The organism is Rhodococcus sp. IEGM 1330 (genome assembly GCF_033142445.1).
In the GTDB taxonomy this organism is placed as follows: Bacteria; Actinomycetota; Actinomycetes; order Mycobacteriales; family Mycobacteriaceae; genus Rhodococcoides.
In genome coordinates, this window is record NZ_JAWLSB010000014.1 from 41,503 (window position 1) to 62,797 (window position 21,295).

Sequence of the window (21,295 nt, forward strand, 5' to 3'; positions counted from 1 at the left end):
GAGGACAGGCCGCGCGAGATCGTGGTCGACCCGAGAATCGAGCAGTCAGCGCTGCCCGGCCGATTGCGGCGGGCGACGCGGTCGGCGCAGCCGTACCTGTATCTGACGCCGGCCGTCGTGCTGTTGATCGTGTGGACGTATCGGCCGCTCGTACAGGCGGCGGAGCTGTCGACGTATTCGTGGAATCTCTTGCCGACCACCCCGATGGTCCCGGTCGGTGCTGACAACTACCGAAGGTTGCTCGAGCTGCCCGCTGTGGGCGACTCCCTTTGGCGCACAGCAATACTCATCGTCGGACTGCTACCCTTTTCCATAGTCCTACCGGTGGTCATCGCGTTCGCCACGCGCAATGTGAACGGACGTGCCCGAACGGTGTACCAGAGCATCGTATTCGCACCGTTTCTCATCGCACCCGTCGCCGGTGCGGCCGTTTGGCAGTGGCTGCTCGATCCCGGTGCCGGCATCGTCAACAGCATCATCGGATCCGATCGCAACTGGATCCAGGATGCGGACACCGCGCAGTTCGTGATCATCGTGATCACCGGTTGGCATTTCCTGGGCTTCGCGGTCCTCGTGGTCTCCGCCGGGATGGCCGGTGTGGACACCTCGTACCAGGAGGCAGCGGAAATGGACGGGGCGTCGAAGTGGCAGATCGACCGGTGGATCGTTCTGCCGCTGCTGTCGCCGACGCTGGTGTTCCTCGCGCTGATGACCGTGCTGCTCAGTGCCCAGTGGACCTTCCCGCTCATCGACACCCTGACCCAGGGTGGTCCGTCCCGGTCGACGACCAACATCTACTACCTGCTGTGGGACTACGGCTTCCGCACCTTCGACGCCGGCCTGAGCGCCGCCGCGGGGATCGTGCTGTTCATCGGATTCGGGGCGCTCGCCGGTGGACTCGTCTGGCTGTCGGAAAGGATTGCATTCCATGACGATTGATTTCGGTCGCCTACGCGGACACCTGGTACTGGGCATCACCGCTCTGGCGTGCGCGTTCCCGATCTACTGGTTGTTCGCGACGTCGTTGCGTCGACCCGAGGACGTCTACTCCTTGTCTCCCGTGCCGTGGCCTCTCTCCCTGGCCAACTATTCCGACGCAGCGAACAAGGTGGACCTGTTCGGGCTGTTGGGCAACACGTTCGCCGTCGCGCTCGTGTCCTCGACGGCACAGTTGCTGATCGCCCTGCTGGCGTCGTACGCCTTCGCGATGTACACGTTCAGGTTTCAGAAGTTGCTGTACCTCGCCTTCGTCGGCACGTGGCTGGTCCCGTTCCAGGTGACGATGTTGCCCAATTACGTGCTGCTGTATCAGCTGGGACTGATCAACACCCTCGCAGGCGTCGTCGTCCCCACGCTCTGTTCCGCGTTGGCGGTACTGCTGCTTCGGCAGCACATGGCAGGCTTCCCGAAAGAGCTGATCTCGGCAGCGCAGATGGACGGGCGCTCGTCGTGGTCGATCCTCTGGACCGTGGTGGTCCCCAACCTCAGGCCCGCACTCGCAGCCCTGTCGATCCTGCTGTTCATCAACTCCTGGAACGAATACTTCTGGCCCGCAGTGGTATTGCAGCGAAGCAACGCCGTCCTGCAGTTGGGGCTGCGTAGCTTCATGGGCACCGAGGGCACCGACTGGGGGCCGATGATGGCCGTCGCGGGAATGGCGTGCCTGCCGGTGTTCCTGCTCTACGTCGTGCTGCAGCGGCATATCGTCGACGCGTTCGTCAGGTCGGGCCTGAAGTGATCACGCCGGTTCGATGCAGCGCACGAAGGCGTCGACTGCCGGGTTCGACTCGTTGCCTCGCCAGACCAGATACAGGTCGATTTTCGGAACGGGGTCGAACAGTTTGACGGCCACGGTGTCCGCTCCGACGGCTCCCATGCCCGCCGAGGTCGCTCGCGACCACGACGCAAAGCCGACCAGCGGTTTCACAGACACCACGTGCGCTGTCGCACCCGGATCATCGGCAGTCTGGGCAACATGGAGTCCGATGCGGTTGTCGGCGGCGGCCGCGAAGATGGAGTCGTACATTGCCGGGCATTGCTCCCGGTCGAACAAGACGCAGGATTGACTTGCCAACTCCGCGAACGGAACTCCGGACCGTCCCGCCCAGCTGTGCGCCCGGCCGACCACGGCCACGAGCGGCACCCCCTGAAGCACTCGGCGGTGGCGAAATTCCGGCGAGCCGGGTCGGCCGTACACGAACGCGACATCGAGGGTGCCGTCGTTCAGTGCCGCCAGCTGAGGGCCGGTTCGCTTCTCCCACAGTGAGACCACGACGTCGGAGTGATCACGGCTCATCCGAGCGAGCGCGTCGGGGAGTACGTGCCGACTAGCAGGCAGGTTGTACCCGACGTTCAGCGACAGTTCTTCGCCGGTCGCGATTGCCCTGGTGACCTTGGCGGCTGTGTCCATCTGTCGGACGATCAGGCGTGCCTGACCCTCGAATTCCCGCCCCGCTCGCGTCAGCGTCACCTCGTGGGAAGTCCTGACCATCAACGTCACCCCCAGCGACTTCTCGAGCTTCTGCAGCTGGGCGCTGAGTGACGGCTGGGTGAGGTGCAGACGCGCGGCGGCGCGTCCGAAGTGCAGTTCCTCGGACAGAGCAATGAACGCCGTCAGATGCCTGAGCTCCATGATCTGCCCTTCGAGGTGTGTTGTCTCGCCAGGGTATAGAGCGCACACAACGGCACCTGAACACAGGATTTACAGGTGATGCATTCTTGGACCGCGCGTGTCATTACGAATCGGCTTGCAGCGTTGCCAACATGCTCGAGCCCGGCGCATATCGACTGATCCACGTTGCTTGGACGGCGTGGTAGAGATCGGGCTTGCCGCTCCACACCGTCGCGGCCGGACGATTGCTGCTGTCGAGTTCGTGATGCCAGGAGCCGTCGACACGGTCGACGAAGTACTCGGCGGCGACGTCCCACCAGGTGCGGTAGTCCTGCTCGTATCGGTCTTCTCGGGTGTGGCGGGCCAGGGTCGCGGCCGCGCCGATCGCCTCGCACAGCACCCAGTGCAGGCGCTCGGTCACGACGGGGCGTCCGGACCAGTCGGTGGTGTACACGAACCCTGGCGTCGGCCCGGGCTGCCAGCCGTCCTGAGCCGCTCGGTGATACAGAGACTTCGCCGACTCGACATAGCCGTGGCCGTGGGCGCTGGTGGCAACCATGCTGGCCTGCACCAGAAGTCGGGCCCACTCGAATCCGTGACCCACCGTCGCCCCGTAAGGCTTGAACTGGTTGGCGGTGTCGTCCGAATTGAACTCGAGCTGCGGGATCCACCGGGCGGTGAAGTGTTCCGGGATTCGGTGGTCGTTCTCCTGCGCCCAGCCGATCACGTTGTCGCAGATGCGTACTGCACGTTCACGCCAGACCGCGGGCGCACCCGCATCGACGGCAGCCAACAGCGCTTCGACCATGTGCATATTGGCGTTGATTCCGCGGTAGTCGTCGAGTTCGGTCCAGTCCGAAGTCCATGTGTCCGCGCACATTCCGTACTGCTCGTCCCAGAACCGATGCTCGACGGTACCGAGTGCCTCGTCGAGAAAATCCCGGCCGCGTGGATGGCCCACTGCGGTGGCTGCCGACGCGGCGAGTACGACGAAGGCATGCGTGTACGCAGATTTCACTGCATCGGGCGAGGACACGTCGACGCTGGACTCGAACCATCCGCCGTTCTCGACATCCCGAAGAGTTGTCAGCAATCCGTCGAAGACACGGTCGGCTTTCCTACGAGAACCCGGTTGTCCGTGCAGGGAGGCGAGAAAGTGCACGTGCGCCATCCGAGCGGTGATGTACGTGTGCGCCGGATGATCGAGGTCGGGGTTCCCGCGGTCGTCCAACCACACGGCACCACCGGCCGGGTGGTCGAGTGCGGTTCCGAAATCGAGAAGCCTCGATGATTCGGTGTCGAGCCACAACTGATGCGAGGGAAGCGCCCACCAGCTGCGCGAGTCTCCTGAAGTCATGCGTTCATTGTGCGCCGCACGCGGAACACCTGTTTCGATGTCAACGAGAGACGCTGTAGCGCATATAGACCCATCCCGATGCGGCGAAAGTATGCTGCTCTTCGAGTGTCAGGTCGAGATGGTGATCGGCTGGAAAATATGGTTTGCCACCGCCCAGGATGGTCGGCAGGAGGATGACCTCGAACTGATCGATCTCGTCGACCAGTGACGCGGCCACAGCGGCTCCGGCCACGGCAACGGTTCCCTCGGTCTCGCGTTTGAGGCGCTGCACCTCGGCGACGGCATCGGCACTGCGCACCAACCGACACCCGTCGGCAACGGAGTCGAGACTGTCGGAGAAGACGATCCGAGGTGTGTCCACGTACAGCCGTGCGAACTCCGCTTCGATGTCCTCGCCGTCCGCTCGCTCCGGGGCCGTCCAGTAGTCCTCCATGGCCTCGTACATTCGACGCCCGAACAGGAAAGCCGCGGTCTCCTCCGTCTGACGATTGAAGAATCGATGCGTCTCCTCGTCGGGCATGGCGTAGTCGAGACTGCCCGCGGAATCCTCCACATAGCCGTCGAGAGAAACGATCATGTTGTACGTCAGAATTGCCATGTCACTCCTGGGGTCGGGTGGGGTTGTCAGTATGGACTTCGGCGGTACCCGGGAGTCACCGGTCGGCGAGTCAGTCCAGAATGGCCGTCGCCTCGACCTCGACGAGGACGTCGGGCTCGAAGAGATAGTCCACGCCGATCAACGACGCGGGCGGCATCGGAGTCGGCAATCCGATCTCGCCTGCAACACGTGTGACGCCGTCCATGAACTCACCGATGCGCTCCGGAGCCCACTGCGTGACGTAGAACGTCAACCGCAGAACGTCCTCGAATGTCGCTCCGGCACCGGCCAATCCGATCGCCGTGTTACGTAGCGCCTGCGCGACCTGCCCGGCGAAGTCGTTCGCTGCGATCGCTGACCCGTCTTCGTTCCGCGCGATCTGACCGCTGACGTGGATATGCCGGGATCCCTGGCCCACCGCCACGTGGTGGTAGGGGGTTGGTTGCATCATGCCGGACGGGGTGAATCGAGTGACGCTCATGAACTTCCTTTCGTCGTGACCAAGCCAGGTATAACCTTGATACTTGGTACACAGAGGACACTTCAAGGGAACCTGGTTTCATGACCGATACCGCCGACGGCAGAACAGAGCTGACGATCAGTGCCCCACACCGCGAGCTGCTGGACCATGTGCTGGACAAGTGGTCGCTGCAGGTACTCAACGAATTGTGCGAGCGACCCTGCCGATTCAACGACCTCCGCCGTGCAATTCCGGCAGTGACGCAGAAGTCCCTCACCGCAACGCTCAGGAAGCTCGAACGCAACGGCATCATCGAGCGGACCGTGCTCAGCACCCGTCCGGTGGCCGTGGAGTACCGAATGACGTCGCTGGGCAAAACCCTTCGGGATCCCGTCGACGTGCTCCTGGCCTGGGCGGCAGCTCACATGCACGAAATCGACAGCGCACGAGATCGATTCGACGCCTTATGACGGCATCGATGAAGCCTCGGCACGCTCGGACAACCGGGTGATGAAGCGCGCGATCTCTTTCGGCTTCTCCTCCGCCATGAAGACGCGACATTACGACGCGAGCTCGTGGACGACGGATTTCTCGAACGAGACGGCGCGGGCTCGATGTATCGGGCTCGAACTGTTGGGTGAACCGACTTTCCCCTGGCAGCGCTGCTGTATCACCCGTGATACAGTCCGGTTATGGACCCGGTAAGCGTGCGTGATCTGAGGAACCACGGCGGCGACGTTCTCGCGCGTGTCGAGCGTGGGGAATCGCTGATCGTCACCCGAGACGGGATGGAAATTGCCGAACTGCGGCCGCTCCCTCGCCGCAAGGTGTCGACGGCGCAGCTGATCAGCCGGCGGCGGCTACTACCGCGTGTCGACCCCGAGGCTCTGCGGCAGGACATCGACGAAGTCTTGGACCCTTCACTATGAGTGACCGGCATGAACGGGGCATGCTGGATACATCCACCGTGATCCTGCTCGGAAGAATCCAGAACGTCGACGCTTTACCGGACGAATGTTCCATCAGCACAGTGACCTTGGCCGAATTGTCGGTCGGAACGCACGTTTCGCGTACCGAGAAGGATCGCGCGGCGAGGCAACTCCACCTTCAGCAAGCCGAGTCCGACTTCGAACCGATACCGTTCGATGCGCTCGCTGCCCGGGCATTCGGTCGCGTCGCAGCATCGTTACGCGAATCAGGCAGAAAGCCGGCTGCACGGGCGTACGACGCATTGATCGCCGCGTCGGCTCTGGCCGTGGACATGCCGCTCTTCACTTGCAACCCCACCGACTTCGCGGGAATCGACGGACTCACGGTCGTCTCCGTTCCCCATCCTGATCACGATTCCTGACGACGATCACCGCCCGGCAGAACGGGCCATGAGCGGGGCCCTCGCCGACCGATAATCGGGGGCTCGGGCTTCGTCAGGTCCAGTACAGAAGCTGCGCTTCGGGTAGGACGGATTCGAGTTCTTCCACGAACCACGTCCGCATTTCCGACATGGTGTCCTTCGGGTAGACGTACTTCACGCCGCCGAACTTGTTTCTCTTTGCTGTGCGGGCACTTTCGTCCATCTCGAGCTTCGTCCCCGGGTACCAGCTCAACAGCACATCCTTGCTCGACGGCGTGAACCGATGAGTGATGATCTCGGCGGTCAGGTCCAGATCGGGAACGCCGCGCAGCGCGTCGGCGACGGTGGAGAGAAGCCGACCGTACTGCTCGCGCCACTCCGGAATGGGCATGATCGGTGCGATGGTCAGCCCGACTCGATATCCGGCCAGCGCAAGCTGCCGTAGCGCCTCGATTCGAGCAGGCATCCGCGCAGTTCCCCCTTCGAACCGGCGCGCGATGTCATCGGCATTGACCGACAGTCGAACTCGGGTGCGTCGTCCGTGATCCAACGTCGCCAACTCGGTGACGTCGTCGAACTTGGTAGTGAAGCGCAACGACACGCCATCGCCGTACTCGCCCGCGCCAACTCTGCGCACGGCCTCGGCAAGGGATCCGGTCACATGTTCGATACCCAATGGATCTGTGTAGCAGGACAACTCGAAGGTCGTCCCTTCGTGCCCGCGTTCCTCGGTGCCGGAGGTGATGGTGCCACGGCCTGCATGGGTACCGATCCCCGCCAGAACGTCGTCGAGATTGGCGAACACCCGGGTGATGGGCGGCCCGGACAACGATCCCGCCAGATAGCAGTACTGACAGTGGGCGGGGCATCCCTTCGCCAGGTCGATGCGCCAGTCAGCGCTCGGCGGAATCGGCTGCGGTTTAAGCGCACTCGGCGGCGCAACCACCACGGCCATCGTCGTCTTGGCACGGGCGTAGGTCTCTCGCTCGGTCTCGCCGCGTAACCCGGTCAGACGGTCGCCCGGCAGCACGTCGATTTCGGTCACGCCGGCATCCTCGCACCGGCGAACGATCTCCGCGGTGTGCGGAAGCTCCGACGCAGACCGCGTGATCAGGACGCGAGACGGCGTCCACAGTCGAGTAGGGGCAGAGAGAGCGTTGTCCATTACCCGAGTTCAACGCCCGTCCGTCGTGGATCCTTCCCGTCCGTTGCTACGAGACCCAGATGTTCGACGGAATCTCATCGGGTCTACCCAACAGATAGCCCTGCCCTTGAACAGAACTCGGCAACGCGTCGAGCTGGGCGAGGGTCTCTATCCCTTCGACAACACACCCCAGATGCAGATCTCGCGCGAGATTGATGATCGCCCGAACGATGCTGCTGCTCGTCTCATCGCTGGTCATCGTGGCGGTGAACGATCGATCGATCTTCACTGCGCTCACCGGCAGCGTGGCCAGGTACCGCAAGCTCGCGAATCCGGTGCCGAAGTCGTCGATGGCGATGCCGACACCCAACTCACGCAGTTCACCGAGCTGACGCAGCATCGAGGACCCGGACTCGAGCAACACCGACTCGGTGAGCTCGAGAACGAGGTCCTCCGGAGCCATTCGGTGCCGCCCCAGAGCCGCACCCACCACCGCAGCCATATCCATGTGTTGAGCCTGTCGGGCACTGAGGTTGACGGCCATCGTGACGGGGATGGCGAACTCCGAACCGCGCGGGTTCGCCGCGCGCCACCGCACCAGAGTGCCCAGCGCGTCGTCCAGCACACGCTCCCCGAGCTCGGAGATGAGGCCGGTGTCCTCGGCCACGGGAATGAAACGGTCCGGTGTAATTCCTGCGCCGTCGTCGTCACGTAGGCGCGCGAGTGCCTCGAAGCTCATGAGCACTCTGCTGCCGAGGTCGTAGACCGGCTGATAGGCAACGGTCAGTGTCGCAGCACCGCGGTGTTCGGGATCGAGTGCACCCCGCAAGGTCTGCTCGATGTAGGAGCGCTCGAGGGCGTTCGCACGCAGCGCGTCGTCGAACAATTCGATCCGGTCCTTACCGAGCTGCTTGGCTCGGTACATGGCGGAGTCCGCGTCCCGCAGCACTTCCTGCGCGCTGACACCCTTGCAAACCAGCACCATGCCCACGCTGGCCGACACCACATACTGACTGCCCTGGTACACGATCGGGGCTGCGAGAACCGCTCGGATGCGCTCGGCGACGCGCTCTGCCAAGCCGGCACCCGCAAGCCTGTCGGAACCACGTTCGGCGGGCAGCGCATCGATGACGAGAACGAACTCGTCGCCGCCGACTCGGGCGATCGAGTCGTTGGCTCGCAGCACCGACCGCAGACGTCGAGCAACCTCGACGAGAACCGCGTCACCGGCAGCATGACCTCCGGTGTCGTTGACTCGTTTGAACCCGTCCAGATCGCAGAACAGCACCGCTGCAGCAGCGCCGCTACGCTCACCGCGTTTGATCGCCGAGCCGATTCTGTCCAGCAGCAACATCCGGTTGGGCAACCCGGTCAACGGGTCTTGCAGGGCGGCCTGTTCGAGTGCCAGCTCCGCCTCGACGACGTCGGTCACATCCCGCACGACCGACAGCACTTCCATCACCTCACCCGACGGTTCCCGCCGAAAAGGCGTGGTGCGTCGCGACAGCCACCGCAGGGTGCCATCGGCCGCTCGAACCCGGTATCGAATCGTGACGCTCTCGCCTTCCGGCAGCGACGCCGCTTCGTGGTTCGCAGCTCGGACGACGTCGACGTCCTCCACCATCGCCCCGTCCAGTTGCTCCTCATCGCCAGCCGTAGTGCCGGAGCCATCGAGCCCGTCCCATGGCTGATGGTCGTCATGGCCTGCCCCGTCCGGAAGCGGCCCGTCCAAGAGCGTCCGAAGGCTACGAGAGGCCCATGTCACACGGCCGGTAGCCACGTCGGTGACCGTCGTGACATCCGGTGAGGCGGTCAACACCGCGTCACGGAACGCCCGTGCCTGCTCCAATGCGGCGGTGGCCTCACGCTCGGCGGTGACGTCCTCGGAGAGCACCATCGCACCGATGATCTGACCTGAACTATCACGTAGCGAACGGGTCTTCACCTGAAAAATCGCCCCTGTTCGAGGGCTGACGGTATCGAAGGAAGACTCGTCACCCGCGAGGGCCGACAGATAGTGAGGCTCGAGGCGGGCGTACGCCTCCGGCGACACGGTGTCCCGCAGCAGTTGACCCTCCATCCGATGTGGGTCGTAGCCCTCCGTCACCAGGTCCGCCCCCTCGACGAGCACGAATCGCAAGTCGGAATCCACGATGAAAACCGAGGTGTGCGGCAGGTTCGCCGCCAGTTGTCGGTACCGTGCCTCGCTTGCATCGTCGAACATGGAGGGCGAGCCGATCAACGGGCCGTAGAAGCGGCGCATCCCCAGGTAGATCACGCCGGCGAGCGCCGTCGATGCCGTCACCGCGACGTCGACGCCGTCGCCCATCGTCTCCCGCATCGCGTCGAGCATCCCCACGCCGGAACCTGCGTCGAGATGCGATGCATGGCTGTCGAACCCCGACAGCAGATGCACCGCATGGATGAGGTGATGCGCAGCGCAGGTCAAGAAGATTGCTGCCGTTGCCAACGCCAACCGGTTGTTACGCAGCTGCCCGGTGCGCAGCAGCCCCCGGACGATGAACAGCACGATCCCCAGGTACGCCGCAGCGGTGATCCCGTTGAGGATCACCACCCATACCCAGCCGCTCACAGCGCGTCCTCACCGAATCGACACCGAAAACACGCGCTTCGGTTCCACTCGACACAAGAGACGGGCATGACGCGACCCCCCAGGGTGGTAGCCCAGTGCGCCGCACGGTCGACCGGGATCGGAGTGGATACTCGCCCCACCGAAAACCCGAGTCGGCCAGCGTATTCGCGCACTGATGTTCCGTGAAGGCTATCCCAATCCGATTCCTTCCGTCGCCATCGGCACAGTGGGGCAACAGGGTGTCGCCCTGGTGATCCCACCGTCCCGATCAGCAGCGACCGAGCGACGAGCCCCGACGATTCCGCGGCACGTGAAATGTCGGGTAAGAAACTCTCATGCCTTTCGCCGACGAACTCATCGGTCCGGACGCGGCTCGCACGCTACTTCGGACAATTCGCAACGCCGCACCGAGTGCTGATCTGTCACTGCTGACAGGATCGGTCGATCGGTTGGGGCCGCTCGCGCTTCGGGAGCGCGCCGATCTACTGCGTGATGCCCTTCTCGCGGGAATGCCCGGCGACTACACGGAGTTCGCTCGCACAATACGACTGGCTGCCGAGGATCCGGACTTCCAAGGCTGGTCGATCTGGCCGGTCACGAGTGCCGTGGCCCTGAAGGCCGTGGACGAGCAGACATCCGCCGCGTTCGACGACGGGATGTCGCTGCTGGCCGAACTCACCGGTCGACTCAGCTCGGAGTTCGCCATCCGCACTTTTCTGCGAGCCGATGCGGATCGTGCGCTCGAGATCGCGCTCGAATGGACGCAGTCATCGGACGCGCACGTGCGTCGTCTGGCATCGGAAGGCACCCGCCCGTACCTGCCGTGGTCGGTGCGCGTCCCCGACCTTCTCGCACGCCCTGGCGTCACGGTGCCGATTCTGGACGAGCTCTACCGAGACGACAGTGACTACGTTCGACGTTCTGTCGCCAACCATCTCAACGACTTCAGCCGAGACGTACCGGACTTGGTCGTCCGATCCGCGGCGCGGTGGCTCGACGAACCGGACGCGAACACCGACCAGCTTGTACGACATGCGCTTCGGACGGTGATCAAGAACGGAAACACCGACGCACTTGCGCTACTCGGGTTCGCTCCGGCCGACTTGGAGGTGGACGGCCCCACCCTCGACGCTGTGGAGCTACGGATCGGCGACAGCGTGCACTTCGATGCGTCGATCCGAAACGTCGGCACCGAACCGGCCAAGGTCGCGATCGACTACATCGTCCACCACACCAAAGCCAACGGCGGGATGACAGGAAAGACGTTCAAACTCACGACCAAGACGATCGCGCCGGGTGAGAGCATCGACGTTGCACGGCAACACTCGTTTCGGACGCTGACCACACGGAAGTACTACCCCGGCCCCCACTCGATCGAGCTCCAGATCAACGGTGTCAGTTACGGTTTCGCGGAGTTCGCGCTCGTCGGCTGACGCGGGCTTTGTACTGCCCACATGCAGCACAACGGGTACATCCGTACGGTCGAAGAGGTGCGCAAGAAGTGGCGGTGGCTGGCAGTGGTGCTCGGCATCGCCGTGCTCGTCGCCACCCCCTCGATGATCGCGCGCCTGCCCGTCGGCGCATCGGACATCAGCGCGGCCGAACTGCTTGCACAGGTCCAGTCCTCCACCGCGACGCCGTACTCGGGCTACGCCCAGGCGGTCGGTGGTGTCACTCTGCCGGTGACCGACGGACTCGGCGGCCTTCCGGATCTGTTGGGCGACACCACGACCCTGCGCGCGTGGTATCGCAGCCCGGACAGCTGGCGCGTCGACACCGTGCGCCTCGCCGGTGAGCGTGGTCTGTACCGGAGCCCGGCTCGGCTGTGGAGTTGGGACTACGAACAGAACACGGCCGTGGCGACACCGGTCCCCGAGCCGAGCCTGCGCCTCCCGCGCCAAGCCGACCTGCTGCCCCCGGAACTCGGGCAGCGGTTGCTGAGCGAGGCGGCCGCCGATGAGGTCACCCGGCTTCCGGCTCGCCGGATCGCAGGCCGGGACGCCCCTGGCCTCCGGCTGATCCCCAGCGAACCACAGAGCACCGTCACCGAGGTCGACGTGTGGGTCGACCCCGACAGCGGTCTTCCGCTGCAGGTCGACGTGCTCGGCGACGGGGCCACTCGCCCTATCGTCAGCACCGGATTCCTCGACTTCTCCTCCGCGACCCCCGACGCCGACACCGTCCGTTTCGTCCCACCGCCGGGAACCGATGTGCAGCAGCAGGACGGGCTCGACATCGCCTCGTTCGCCGACGGGATCGACTCCGCCCGTCTTCCGTCGACTCTGTCCGGACTCGACCTGATGGACCGCGGCGGCCAGGGTGCGGTGGGAATCTACGGCCGTGGAGTGACCGAGTTGATCGCCGCTCCGCTGCCGCGCCGCGCCGCGAGCGGGCTCGTCGACCAGCTGCGGGCAGCCCCGGGCGCAGTCGTCACCGGCGGCAGTGTCGCTCTGACCATCGGGCCGCTCAACGTCCTGATCACCGAGCCCACCGCCGACCGGCGTCGCTACCTGCTCTCCGGCACCGTCACCGCAGAAACCCTGGCCACCGCCGCCCAGCAGCTCGAAGGAGCAGCCACATGATCCGCACGACCGGCCTGACCAAGAGCTACGGATCGGTGCGGGCAGTCGACGGCGTCGACCTCGATGTGCGTGCCGGCGACATCTACGGATTCGTCGGTGCGAACGGCTCCGGCAAGACGACGACCGTGCGGATGCTGCTCGGCCTGGTCCTGGCCACCTCCGGGCAGATGCAGGTGCTCGGCGAGGAGATGCCGCGGCGACGCGGGAGTGTGCTGCCGCGGGTGGGGGCGCTGATCGAGAACCCCGCCGCCTACCCCAATCTCTCCGGACGCCGGAACCTGACGCTGCTCGACGCGGCCGGGCCGGGTGGTTCCCGGCGGACCAGGACCTCCCGCGTCGGCGAGGCCCTCGAGCAGGTGGGTCTCGCCGGGGTGGGACGCAGACCGGTCAAGCAGTACTCGCTCGGCATGCGGCAGCGACTCGGCTTGGCCGCGGCGCTCATGCGCACCCCCGAGCTGCTGATCCTCGACGAGCCGACCAACGGTCTCGACCCACAGGGAATCCTGGAGATTCGAGAGTTGCTTCTGGGCCTGCATGCAAAGGGCACCACAGTCTTCCTCTCCAGCCACCTGCTGGCCGAGGTGGAGCAACTGTGCGACCGAGTGGGAGTGCTCGATCGGGGTCGCCTCGTTCTGCAGGATCAGCTCTCCGCGTTCCAGCAGCCCACCGGCCGAGTGCTCGTGAGCACCCCGGATCCGGCCGAGGCCGTCACCGTGCTCTCCGGAGTCCAGAACGCCACCGTGCTCCACCGTGAAGGGCAGCAGCTCGTGATCGAACACCCCGACTCGGCCCTGCTCAATCGACTGCTCGTCGAAGGTGGGGTGCGGGTGAGCGAGCTGACAACGCAGCAGATGAGTCTGGAGCAGTCCGTGCTGGCCGTCACCGGCGCCAGTGCCGACCGAGTCGACGGTCCCGTCCGTTCCACTCGGACGGAGGTGACCGCATGATCGGCGTCGAGCTACGCGCGATGCTGAGCCGTCCCCGCACGTGGGTCGTCATTCTCCTGCTCAATCTGCTGCCCACCATCGTCGCGGGCCTGCTGGCACTCACCGACGTCGGTCCGCGACCGGGCGAAGGCCCCGCCTTCCTGTCTGCGGTGACCACCAACGGCCAGCTCTTCCCGCTCGCCGCTCTCGCCATCGTGCTTCCGCTGTTTCTGCCCGTGGCCGTGTCGGTCATCGCCGGCGATTCCGTCGCCGGGGAGGCCCAGGCCGGCACCCTGCGCTACCTGTTGGCCCGCCCGGTGGGACGGACCAAGCTACTGGTGGCGAAGCTGATTTCGGTGGCCGCCTTCGTGCTGCTGGCCGTTATCATCGTGGCCGCCGTCGCGTACTTCGTCGGTACGACGCTGTTCGACACCACGTCGTTGGCCGGCGTCTCCAGCGTGTCCGGCACGGTGCTGACCGATCAACAGGTCGCTGCGCGCACCGTCATCGCCGTGCTCTACGTGACGCTGTCCATGCTCGGGGTCGCTGCCATGGGGTTGTTCCTCTCGACCCTGACCGACTCCCCGCTCGCCGCGACGCTGGGCGCATTGGCATTCCTCATCGCCAGCTCGCTACTGCTGACGCTGGACGCCGCCGACGCCATCGCGCCGTACCTACCGACGCGGTACTGGTTGGCTTTCGTCGACCTCTTCCGCGACCCGGTGCCGACGCGGGACCTGGTGCGCGGCGTCGGGTTGCAGGGCGTCTACGTCGTCGTGCTCCTGGGGGCGGCGTGGGCGAACTTCACCACCAAGGACATCACCAGCTGAGTGTCACCCGCCCGCCCTCAGCCACGCAGGCGGGCGCAGTCACCCGCAGCGAGCTGAACGGTAGAGCTGCCGTCCAACTGGGCGGAGACCATCGCGGCGACGAGAGGATCGCGAGGTAGGTTCCCGTGATCGACGGTGGAGTCCGCACACACGCTCTGCACGGGGATGTCTATCGCCCCGTCGAGTTGGGCCGAGGACGGCGGGGTCACCACCTGATCCAGTTCGGTCCAGATCGACACCCACTGCGGGCCCTCCGGCGTCTCGTCGCCGGAGTTCAGGGCGGTGAGCACGGAGCTGTCCGGGGCGAGCTGTTGGCAGGCGGCCGCGCACTGGTCGGGCACGAACTGGGCTGCCAGAGCAGCCACCTGGGTGCCGTGGTGCGGGGAGCCGAGGGTCACGATGCGTCGGGCCTGCTCGGCGCCGCCCAAGTCGGTGGCCCAGATCCGGGCCACCACTCCGCCTGCGGAATACCCGACGACGTCGACCGAGTTCGCTTCCGTCCTGGTCAGAGCAGCGTCGACGGCGTCGCGCAGGGTCTGTGCCTGCACGGTCAGGTCGCCGACGCCGCCGTCGGGCAGGGCCACGACGGTCGCGTCGCGGTTGTTCTCCCGTAACCCGGCCGCGAGCACCTCCAGCGCATCGGTGGAACCGCCGAACCCGGGGACCAGAAGCACCGGGCCGGGAACGGACTGGTCGACGCTCGCGACTGAATCGCTCGCGACTGAGTCGCTCGTGAGGCGCGATGCGACGACGGCAGCCACGGCCGCGACGACCCCGACCAGGACGAGAGCGAGGACGACGAACACGAGGCGACGGCGAGCGGGGGCGAGGGAGGCGAACACCCAGTCCAGTGTGCCCGTCGACAGCGTCCGACCACATCATCCGATCCGACTGCCAGCTGATCAGGGTACGAAAAAGCCCCTCACGGATGCGTATCAGTGAGGGGCCTCGAAGTCTGAGCCGCCTAAGAGAATCGAACTCTTGACCTTTTCATTACGAGTGACAGCTACCGAATATCTTCCAGTCCATTCAGTTGCTTAGGAGCTGCTCAGGCGCGGGCAAGTGTGTCGCCCAGTCCACCTAGTGAGGGGCGGTGCGCTGCATTCTGCGACCACACCGAGTCCACGCGGCTTGCACTGATTATGGGCACGTGCCACCTGTCACTGGACAGATTGCGGGGTCGTAGTCACCTGGCAGGGTACGAATGAACTTGCTTGCGTCCCGGTACCCACCCTTCAGCCACCGTCCCATAACCATCACGCTCACCCTCGATGCACCGGCCGCCCGTAATGCCAGGGATGCTGACTGGGCACGGGAGCCCTTCGTCCACGTGTCGTCGAGGACCATGATGTGGTGTCCCGCCAGTGATGCCGAACCGGGAGACACCTCAAACTGCGAGCCGGAGAAGACTCGTTCCTTCGTGGCGACGGACGACGCGATCAGGCAGGGGTCTGTCGACGACACCGCGTTCATCTGCCGGGCCATCTTGCCGAATGGGTGCTCACCGACCCGTCCACTCAGCGAGGGAATTGCCATTCGCATGCTTACAGGCTGGCCGACCACGTGTCCGACGCATCCTGGTGTGCAGCTATACCCGTGTAAAGCAGGCTGCGCATGACCCGGCTCAGGCTTGCTCGGGTCGCCGCCGACGGGCTGTCTTTGTAATGCCGGAGCAAGGTACCGGATTGCACCCCGTCGATGCCGTACACCAGAGGCACAACGAGGTCCGCACGGCCGGGCGGGGTATGTGCACATGGATAGCACTCGGTATAGCCGTCGTACACAAGCGTCGTACACGTTGAACACGTGCGTGCATCACGAACAGTATTCCGGAGATACCCACCGGCCCGTTCAACCAGTTCCTTCTGCGCGTCCGCCAGCGTCACTCGTTGCCCACCCTCTTCACCTACCTGTCCAAGGACAAGACAGGCAGCTGGTCGTCGATATACGACGCGGTGCTGACTACGTCCTCTACGACCGCCATCGCTTCCGCGATACTTCCCGCCACGTGAACCCCTGGCCTGCCGACTAGCGCTTTCCCCCAATTTGTCGCACCTACGACGAGGTCGGTGAGGATCACAGGTCGACCATGCTCGACCGCTAAGCGCGCTTGGATTCGAGCACCGCTGTGCTCGCCCGCCTCGACAACGATCGAGGCACGCCCAATTCCAGACATGACTGCGTTTCGCATTGGGAAGTGCTGACGCCGCGGCGGTGCATCGGGGAAGAACTGCGAGATCAAGGCTCCCGCGTCGGCAACGCGATCATGGAGATCGCGGTTCGCTGCTGGGAACGCGAGATTGATGCCAGTGCCGATTACTCCGACAGGCCGTCCCCCTGCGGCGAGGGTGGCGAGATGCGCTGCGGTGTCGATGCCCACTGCCAGGCCAGAGATCACGGAAATTCCGCGGTCCACCAACCCGCCGGCGATGTTCTGCGCGATTGCGATTCCACGGTCTGACGCGTTACGCGAGCCGACGACCGATACCCCGACCTCGTCGTAGTGCACTTTGCCCCTCATGAAGAGCAACGGTGGTAGCTCGTGAATTTCCCGAAGGCTAGCTGGGTAGCGGTCGTCCAGCACAGTGAGCAGGTCGAAACCGCTGTGTTCCCAGGAGCGGAGCTGATCCTTGGCTACCGAAAGGTACCCATCCTCGTCGTTCATTCCATCGAACGTAGGTGGATGGATCTCGTTCCAGATGTCGACCGCGGAGCCGCGCAGAGCAACCTCGGAGGCAATGGCGGGCCACGTCATCTTCAGCGGCCGCTCCGAGAGCAGAGCGAGCAGAGCCACGGTCTCCTCTGCGCTAATATCACCCATGTCCGACAGCTTAGGACGCACTGCAGAGATTGGCAGCATTCCACCGGCATCCAAGTGCGCTCTTCCTGCATCATTCATAGCTCTCGACCCTTCGATATAGGACATACGTTCGAAGACTAGAGCCGACCACCGACATGTCGCCCTATTCGGAGGCCACGGCTGGGGGAGCCCAGGCTCAATTGCCCACTCTGGCGTGAACATGGCCGGGCCTCCCTTGAGCCCCAAACAGTGTGCCCATTTCGGCCAAGGCAGGGCACTTTCGTCGAGCACCAAGAGCCCTGCCTCGCTGCCGGATCGGCCTACCCGTTGGGGTATGCCGAGGCTGCAGCGACCGGGGCTGCGTCGCGGTTGCGGTTGCGTCGGCCGACGATGTTTCGGTAGACGCCGCTGATGCGGCGTCCTGCTTCCTGGAATGCGTTGCGCATGGTTTCCTCCTCTCGCGATGTCGCAGAGACTAGCCATTTTCCACGCGTGCGAATGCGTGAAACATGTTTATTCTACGCTCTTTTCGTCCAATTCCAATCCGAGACGCTTCGCCGCTTCATGCCCATCGAGGTACTTGTCTCCGAGCTCCGACAGGCTGAGCAGCTGCAGAAACCTCTCCTTGTGAGCGCGGGACTCGAAGCAGAACGCACACCAGAACTCGGAATCGTTCATCGTTTTGAACTTGGCCGCCCACTCCTTCGCATGGCCGGACAGACCTTGTTGCAGGGCAGCTACTTCGGCTGTCGAATCCTCCTCGAGGTTCCCGGTATATTCGACGTCGGCCAGCACATCAGGGTGGGGCTGGTAGGTCAGGGCTTCCATGATCTGCTTCCTGGTGGACTTCTTCCCTACGCCCGCGCCCATCAGCTTGGCTCGAACTTCCTCAGACAACGCCATTCATCGCACCTCTCATCAGTTCCATCTCGATCATCGGGAACCACTGCTTGATTCGTTCCCAGTCCTCTGGTTCGTGCTTCGACAGGGGCACGAGCGTGTCGTATCGCAACGCGTCGAAAGACCGGCCGAGCCACGTGTATTCGTCAGGGAGGGACAGGCCATCACGCTTCAACGCACCCATGACGTCCTTCTTCTGCCAGTCCCAGATTGGAGAACAGCGCCTGGCTTTCTCCTTCACAGCCCCATGGGTTTTGAACGACAAACGCCGTACTGCGGAGTCGGCGGCTCGTACACCGTCGGTGATCCATGTGTCCGGTTGGCCGTAGTGCAGGCGCATCAGCTGGTCGAACTGATCTCTGCTGACCTGTGGGAGGTCTGCTCCCTCGATGATGGCGCAGCGTTCCGGGGGCTGGTGCACGAAGTTGTTGAGCATTCGGAAGAATCCGTAGGAGGGTAGATCGACGATGTGAACGCCGAAGTGTTCCTCGTACATCGCGATCGATCGTCTGACGAATTCGAGACCTGGTGGGCAGGATTTGTGTATTGGAATCACTTCGATTCCTGAGTCGCGCAGTGCAATCCATGCTGCAAGCGAGTCCTTGCCTCGTGAGAAGTTGAGAATCACCTTCTGACCGGAGTCAGCGAGTTCGTCTCGAATCTGGGAAGAGGGAGGGACACCTTCCAATGTGATCATCTGTCAACCTTCTGAAGGTGAATCTGTGATGTTTGCGCATCAGAGCGATGCTGAACGCACCATGGAGGCAGCCGCTTGGGGCTGGGGTGCATCATCCAGTGTATCTCATTTCTATGGATCTGGTTGTGTCGAGAATCCTGCACTTGATCCGAAAAGTACTTCACCCCTGCGCTTCTGAACCCATCCAAGATGGTGCAGAGTCGCAGGGGTGACGTGGCTACTGGCTTCTCAGGAACTCCGAGGCCTGGTCACCGAGCGCCTTTTCCGTGACCGAGTGCAACACCTCCAGAAGGCTGGACACCTCGTCCATGGTGAGCAGTAGTTCGAGCTGCTGGCTTGACGCCGTCAATGTCACCGTAGGGTCGGATTCGTTGCTCAGATGGGCACTGAACGTGACGCCTGGGGCTGCTGCCTCCGTCCACAGTCTCATGCTGTGAGCTCCTGGGCGAGCTGGCGTTCAGCTTCTGTAGCAGCCTGGGCTAGAAGGGCTGAAAGTCGTCTTGCGACAGCCGGTGTGAGGTCCACCAGGCCCTCTCTCATGTCAGCTTCGAGGGTCACCAGGGCTGTGTCGTCTATGACATCGGAGCTGATGGTGATCTCAGAGCCCAGGGTGGACTGAACAGTCCTCTTGGAATGAATGCGAGTAGCCATGGGGATGACCTCTTCTGTGGGATTGGTTGGCCGAGAATGTAAGTGGCCTGCTCACTGGGGAGCTGAAAGAAATGTAACCCCCCTTGACGACTATTGTCAAGGGGGGTTACAAATTACATCGACTGATCCAGCGAGGTTTTACCAAACCCGAAACATTCAGCTGAACTGGCCATCTCGCGACTTGATGAGGGCATACACCCGTGCGCGGCTGATGCCGGCCACTTCGCTGATTTCGGGCACCGGGACGCCGGCATCAACGGCAGCGAAGATCGCGGAGCGCTGCGCGGCAGCAGCAGCATTCGCCGCACCCTGTGCGTCGCGGTTTCGGGCGGACGCCTCGGCGAGCGCGACAACAATGTCTTCACGGATGTCCACGGGGCCAGTCTGGTCGCGATCGACCGACTTTGCAACCCGGGTTGACAACGGGAAGACTCCAACGAGGGCCAACACCGCCGGTCGTCCAGAATTGAACGCGAGATGCTAGACAGCACAGTGGTTTTCGATGCCTCTCAGCTGTTGTATGTTGCGTTCGACGTATTCCCGGAAGACAGGACGACCCCGATGGCAACCAATCCGCGCAAACACCCCGATCCCGACGAGCTCGAACCGTGGGTCACGCTGCCGGAACTGTGTACCCTGCTCAGCGTGAAGCCAGGGACGGTGAAGACTGACCGGAGCCGGGGAAGTAACCCACTGTTCGCGAAAGGTTTCGCGCCGTTCGGCCCCGCTGGTGGCCTGCGGTGGGTTCGGTCCGATGTCCGCACCTACATGGAGTCGCTGCGTCAGTAGTATCGCGGGGTTGAAGGCTACAATCGGCCAATGGACGAATCAAGTTATAAGGCAGCGGTTTCGGTGATCCGTGACCACGCCGCCGGCGGCGATCGTGCCTATACCGACGGGGCTCGCAGTCCTCAGCTCGAGCTGGCTGTGGTCAGGATCGGCGCACAGTTGGCCCGGTCTGCGAATGTCGCCGACGGGTTCGTCGAAGCGCTGAGCGGGGCGGGTGAATCGAACATGGTCGAGGCAGTCCTGCACATCACCGATCAGATTCTTCACGCCGTGCGCGACGAGGGGATCGAGATCGATGACCTCTTCGATTCGATGCCGAGTCAGTTGGCGTTCCGCGACATTGCCCTGAACGAACAACGGCACCAGTAGAACTCACTGTTTGCGCACGAGATCCGCCAATGCCCACAGTTGATCTGCCGGCCACGACGCATCGCATGCCTGGCAGTGGGCCCCGCTGACGCTGGCGCGCAGGACTGGCGAGCGGACGGTCTCACCACAGGCGTCGATGCTTTTCGTGACCGCGACGTGGCATTCGGGACAATTCCCGGTCACGGGAAAGCTCGCTCGAGCGTCCAACAGCCTCTCGGCGCGTCGTACCCATTCAGCGACCCTGGCCGTCATGTCTTCGACCTGTACGAGGTCGGCTTTCTGCCATTGCCATCGGCTCAGGGAGTCGAGCCGTGACTCTGTCGATGCGTCTGTGTCGATCCACCAACCGTGAACTGTTCGCTCGACGTCGTGCAGCCAGTCGATCGCAGCGAGCCATGCGGGTGGGAGTGAGCGCGCAGCGTTTCCCAGACCCGTCCCTTGCTGGCCGGCGATGTCGCTGCGCATGTTCGCGTACAGAGATGGTCCGATGTGGACGGCGTTGGCAACCACACCCCTTCGGGGACCGATGAGCCGGTGGATGGCGTCCTCGAGCGCATGCGTTGCGCCGTGCAGCTGTTCTGTTGGGTCACGGAAGTCCTGCAGTGTGGTCACCGGAATGGTCGCTCTCTGGTTCAGG

General features: G+C 63.8%; 25 protein-coding genes and 1 pseudogene. 12 read left to right on the plus strand and 14 right to left on the minus strand.

The window, feature by feature from the left end:
- The first annotated feature begins 18 nt into the window (after window positions 1–18).
- A complete protein-coding gene (locus R4P57_RS24670) occupies window positions 19–939 on the plus strand; it encodes a carbohydrate ABC transporter permease (protein WP_411742439.1) in 921 nt (306 codons plus the stop codon).
- Window positions 929–1,738 (plus strand): carbohydrate ABC transporter permease, encoded by an 810-nt coding sequence (locus R4P57_RS24675; protein WP_317805501.1) that lies wholly within the window; start codon window positions 929–931, stop codon window positions 1,736–1,738. Before R4P57_RS24670 ends, R4P57_RS24675 begins: the two co-directional genes overlap by 11 nt.
- On the opposite strand, the gene R4P57_RS24680 is transcribed toward R4P57_RS24675, so the two are convergent.
- The 4 genes from R4P57_RS24680 to R4P57_RS24695 all read right to left on the minus strand — a co-directional run bounded on the left by R4P57_RS24680 (window position 1,739) and on the right by R4P57_RS24695 (window position 5,047).
- Complete coding sequence (locus R4P57_RS24680; protein WP_317805502.1) at window positions 1,739–2,632, minus strand: LysR family transcriptional regulator; 894 nt, start codon at window positions 2,630–2,632, stop codon at window positions 1,739–1,741.
- A 103-nt stretch (window positions 2,633–2,735) separates the two neighbouring features.
- On the minus strand, window positions 2,736–3,968 hold the full coding sequence (locus R4P57_RS24685) for an AGE family epimerase/isomerase (RefSeq protein ID WP_317805503.1): 1,233 nt from the start codon (window positions 3,966–3,968) through the stop codon (window positions 2,736–2,738).
- Between the two features lie 40 nt (window positions 3,969–4,008).
- On the minus strand, window positions 4,009–4,566 hold the full coding sequence (locus R4P57_RS24690; protein WP_317805504.1) for a dihydrofolate reductase family protein: 558 nt from the start codon (window positions 4,564–4,566) through the stop codon (window positions 4,009–4,011).
- Between the two features lie 70 nt (window positions 4,567–4,636).
- Window positions 4,637–5,047, minus strand: a complete 411-nt coding sequence (locus R4P57_RS24695; RefSeq protein WP_317805505.1) for a RidA family protein — start codon at window positions 5,045–5,047, stop codon at window positions 4,637–4,639.
- Between the two features lie 80 nt (window positions 5,048–5,127).
- On the opposite strand from R4P57_RS24695, the gene R4P57_RS24700 reads away from it, so the two are divergent.
- The 4 genes and pseudogenes from R4P57_RS24700 (at window position 5,128) to R4P57_RS24710 (ending at window position 6,377) form a co-directional block, all read left to right on the plus strand.
- Window positions 5,128–5,496 (plus strand): helix-turn-helix domain-containing protein, encoded by a 369-nt coding sequence (locus R4P57_RS24700; protein WP_317805506.1) that lies wholly within the window; start codon window positions 5,128–5,130, stop codon window positions 5,494–5,496.
- A 90-nt stretch (window positions 5,497–5,586) separates the two neighbouring features.
- Window positions 5,587–5,667, plus strand: a pseudogene (locus R4P57_RS26850) (DUF2087 domain-containing protein); the annotation flags it as partial.
- Between the two features lie 51 nt (window positions 5,668–5,718).
- Window positions 5,719–5,955 carry a type II toxin-antitoxin system prevent-host-death family antitoxin gene (locus tag R4P57_RS24705; protein WP_317805507.1) on the plus strand — a complete coding sequence of 79 codons (237 nt, stop codon included), beginning with the start codon at window positions 5,719–5,721 and terminating at the stop codon, window positions 5,953–5,955.
- A 20-nt stretch (window positions 5,956–5,975) separates the two neighbouring features.
- On the plus strand, window positions 5,976–6,377 hold the full coding sequence (locus R4P57_RS24710; RefSeq protein WP_317805508.1) for a type II toxin-antitoxin system VapC family toxin: 402 nt from the start codon (window positions 5,976–5,978) through the stop codon (window positions 6,375–6,377).
- A gap of 73 nt (window positions 6,378–6,450) precedes the next feature.
- On the opposite strand, the gene R4P57_RS24715 is transcribed toward R4P57_RS24710, so the two are convergent.
- Both R4P57_RS24715 and R4P57_RS24720 read right to left on the minus strand, forming a co-directional pair.
- Window positions 6,451–7,542 (minus strand): spore photoproduct lyase family protein, encoded by a 1,092-nt coding sequence (locus R4P57_RS24715; RefSeq protein ID WP_317805509.1) that lies wholly within the window; start codon window positions 7,540–7,542, stop codon window positions 6,451–6,453.
- A gap of 46 nt (window positions 7,543–7,588) precedes the next feature.
- Window positions 7,589–10,114, minus strand: a complete 2,526-nt coding sequence (locus R4P57_RS24720; protein WP_317805510.1) for a putative bifunctional diguanylate cyclase/phosphodiesterase — start codon at window positions 10,112–10,114, stop codon at window positions 7,589–7,591.
- A 335-nt stretch (window positions 10,115–10,449) separates the two neighbouring features.
- On the opposite strand from R4P57_RS24720, the gene R4P57_RS24725 reads away from it, so the two are divergent.
- The 4 genes from R4P57_RS24725 to R4P57_RS24740 are packed head-to-tail and all read left to right on the plus strand — an operon-like array spanning window position 10,450 to window position 14,452.
- Window positions 10,450–11,547 carry a DNA alkylation repair protein gene (locus R4P57_RS24725; RefSeq protein WP_317805511.1) on the plus strand — a complete coding sequence of 366 codons (1,098 nt, stop codon included), beginning with the start codon at window positions 10,450–10,452 and terminating at the stop codon, window positions 11,545–11,547.
- A gap of 21 nt (window positions 11,548–11,568) precedes the next feature.
- Window positions 11,569–12,696: a hypothetical protein gene (locus R4P57_RS24730; RefSeq protein ID WP_317805512.1), complete on the plus strand. Its 1,128-nt coding sequence runs from the start codon at window positions 11,569–11,571 to the stop codon at window positions 12,694–12,696.
- Entirely contained in the window at window positions 12,693–13,643 is a 951-nt protein-coding gene (locus R4P57_RS24735) for an ABC transporter ATP-binding protein (RefSeq protein ID WP_317805513.1), read from the plus strand. The genes R4P57_RS24730 and R4P57_RS24735 overlap by 4 nt, the downstream gene beginning before the upstream one ends.
- Window positions 13,640–14,452, plus strand: coding sequence for an ABC transporter permease (locus R4P57_RS24740; protein WP_317805514.1), 813 nt, complete (start codon window positions 13,640–13,642; stop codon window positions 14,450–14,452). The genes R4P57_RS24735 and R4P57_RS24740 overlap by 4 nt, the downstream gene beginning before the upstream one ends.
- A gap of 17 nt (window positions 14,453–14,469) precedes the next feature.
- Here the strand turns inward: R4P57_RS24740 and R4P57_RS24745 are convergent, their stop codons facing one another.
- The 7 genes from R4P57_RS24745 to R4P57_RS24775 form a co-directional block, all read right to left on the minus strand.
- The gene (locus tag R4P57_RS24745; protein WP_317805515.1) at window positions 14,470–15,294 is read right to left on the minus strand and encodes a lipase family alpha/beta hydrolase; all 825 of its coding nucleotides are present in this window, start codon (window positions 15,292–15,294) and stop codon (window positions 14,470–14,472) included.
- Between the two features lie 1,064 nt (window positions 15,295–16,358).
- Window positions 16,359–17,273, minus strand: coding sequence for a DNA-processing protein DprA (locus R4P57_RS24750; protein ID WP_317805516.1), 915 nt, complete (start codon window positions 17,271–17,273; stop codon window positions 16,359–16,361).
- Between the two features lie 299 nt (window positions 17,274–17,572).
- Window positions 17,573–17,698, minus strand: a complete 126-nt coding sequence (locus R4P57_RS24755) for a hypothetical protein (RefSeq protein ID WP_317805517.1) — start codon at window positions 17,696–17,698, stop codon at window positions 17,573–17,575.
- Window positions 17,699–17,765: 67 nt separating this feature from the next.
- A complete protein-coding gene (locus R4P57_RS24760; protein ID WP_317805518.1) occupies window positions 17,766–18,155 on the minus strand; it encodes a hypothetical protein in 390 nt (129 codons plus the stop codon).
- Window positions 18,142–18,588, minus strand: a complete 447-nt coding sequence (locus R4P57_RS24765) for a hypothetical protein (RefSeq protein ID WP_317805519.1) — start codon at window positions 18,586–18,588, stop codon at window positions 18,142–18,144. Before R4P57_RS24765 ends, R4P57_RS24760 begins: the two co-directional genes overlap by 14 nt.
- A 478-nt stretch (window positions 18,589–19,066) precedes the next feature.
- Window positions 19,067–19,279, minus strand: a complete 213-nt coding sequence (locus R4P57_RS24770) for a hypothetical protein (protein ID WP_317805520.1) — start codon at window positions 19,277–19,279, stop codon at window positions 19,067–19,069.
- A gap of 377 nt (window positions 19,280–19,656) precedes the next feature.
- Window positions 19,657–19,875 (minus strand): hypothetical protein, encoded by a 219-nt coding sequence (locus R4P57_RS24775; RefSeq protein ID WP_317805521.1) that lies wholly within the window; start codon window positions 19,873–19,875, stop codon window positions 19,657–19,659.
- Between the two features lie 186 nt (window positions 19,876–20,061).
- Here R4P57_RS24775 and R4P57_RS24780 point away from each other — a divergent pair, with 186 nt between their 5' ends.
- Together R4P57_RS24780 and R4P57_RS24785 are read left to right on the plus strand one after the other, a co-directional pair.
- Window positions 20,062–20,289, plus strand: a complete 228-nt coding sequence (locus R4P57_RS24780; protein WP_317805522.1) for a hypothetical protein — start codon at window positions 20,062–20,064, stop codon at window positions 20,287–20,289.
- Window positions 20,290–20,319: 30 nt separating this feature from the next.
- On the plus strand, window positions 20,320–20,658 hold the full coding sequence (locus tag R4P57_RS24785; protein ID WP_317805523.1) for a hypothetical protein: 339 nt from the start codon (window positions 20,320–20,322) through the stop codon (window positions 20,656–20,658).
- Window positions 20,659–20,661: 3 nt separating this feature from the next.
- Here the strand turns inward: R4P57_RS24785 and R4P57_RS24790 are convergent, their stop codons facing one another.
- A complete protein-coding gene (locus tag R4P57_RS24790) occupies window positions 20,662–21,270 on the minus strand; it encodes a hypothetical protein (RefSeq protein WP_317805524.1) in 609 nt (202 codons plus the stop codon).
- Window positions 21,271–21,295 lie beyond the last annotated feature (25 nt).

What these genes read in the sequence shown, in the direction of transcription:
- R4P57_RS24680 (WP_317805502.1), bottom strand. Translation starts at nt 2,632, where the DNA reads ATGGAGCTCAGGCATCTGACGGCGTTCATTGCTCTGTCCGAGGAACTG.
- R4P57_RS24785 (WP_317805523.1), top strand. Translation starts at nt 20,320, where the DNA reads ATGGACGAATCAAGTTATAAGGCAGCGGTTTCGGTGATCCGTGACCAC.
- R4P57_RS24695 (WP_317805505.1), bottom strand. Translation starts at nt 5,047, where the DNA reads ATGAGCGTCACTCGATTCACCCCGTCCGGCATGATGCAACCAACCCCC.
- R4P57_RS24770 (WP_317805520.1), bottom strand. Translation starts at nt 19,279, where the DNA reads ATGAGACTGTGGACGGAGGCAGCAGCCCCAGGCGTCACGTTCAGTGCC.
- R4P57_RS24710 (WP_317805508.1), top strand. Translation starts at nt 5,976, where the DNA reads ATGCTGGATACATCCACCGTGATCCTGCTCGGAAGAATCCAGAACGTC.
- R4P57_RS24705 (WP_317805507.1), top strand. Translation starts at nt 5,719, where the DNA reads ATGGACCCGGTAAGCGTGCGTGATCTGAGGAACCACGGCGGCGACGTT.
- R4P57_RS24750 (WP_317805516.1), bottom strand. Translation starts at nt 17,273, where the DNA reads ATGGGTGATATTAGCGCAGAGGAGACCGTGGCTCTGCTCGCTCTGCTC.
- R4P57_RS24675 (WP_317805501.1), top strand. Translation starts at nt 929, where the DNA reads ATGACGATTGATTTCGGTCGCCTACGCGGACACCTGGTACTGGGCATC.
- R4P57_RS24735 (WP_317805513.1), top strand. Translation starts at nt 12,693, where the DNA reads ATGATCCGCACGACCGGCCTGACCAAGAGCTACGGATCGGTGCGGGCA.
- R4P57_RS24730 (WP_317805512.1), top strand. Translation starts at nt 11,569, where the DNA reads ATGCAGCACAACGGGTACATCCGTACGGTCGAAGAGGTGCGCAAGAAG.
- R4P57_RS24780 (WP_317805522.1), top strand. Translation starts at nt 20,062, where the DNA reads ATGGCAACCAATCCGCGCAAACACCCCGATCCCGACGAGCTCGAACCG.
- R4P57_RS24740 (WP_317805514.1), top strand. Translation starts at nt 13,640, where the DNA reads ATGATCGGCGTCGAGCTACGCGCGATGCTGAGCCGTCCCCGCACGTGG.
- R4P57_RS24725 (WP_317805511.1), top strand. Translation starts at nt 10,450, where the DNA reads ATGCCTTTCGCCGACGAACTCATCGGTCCGGACGCGGCTCGCACGCTA.
- R4P57_RS24765 (WP_317805519.1), bottom strand. Translation starts at nt 18,588, where the DNA reads ATGCTCAACAACTTCGTGCACCAGCCCCCGGAACGCTGCGCCATCATC.
- R4P57_RS24700 (WP_317805506.1), top strand. Translation starts at nt 5,128, where the DNA reads ATGACCGATACCGCCGACGGCAGAACAGAGCTGACGATCAGTGCCCCA.
- R4P57_RS24685 (WP_317805503.1), bottom strand. Translation starts at nt 3,968, where the DNA reads ATGACTTCAGGAGACTCGCGCAGCTGGTGGGCGCTTCCCTCGCATCAG.
- R4P57_RS24760 (WP_317805518.1), bottom strand. Translation starts at nt 18,155, where the DNA reads ATGGCGTTGTCTGAGGAAGTTCGAGCCAAGCTGATGGGCGCGGGCGTA.
- R4P57_RS24755 (WP_317805517.1), bottom strand. Translation starts at nt 17,698, where the DNA reads ATGCGCAACGCATTCCAGGAAGCAGGACGCCGCATCAGCGGCGTCTAC.
- R4P57_RS24715 (WP_317805509.1), bottom strand. Translation starts at nt 7,542, where the DNA reads ATGGACAACGCTCTCTCTGCCCCTACTCGACTGTGGACGCCGTCTCGC.
- R4P57_RS24690 (WP_317805504.1), bottom strand. Translation starts at nt 4,566, where the DNA reads ATGGCAATTCTGACGTACAACATGATCGTTTCTCTCGACGGCTATGTG.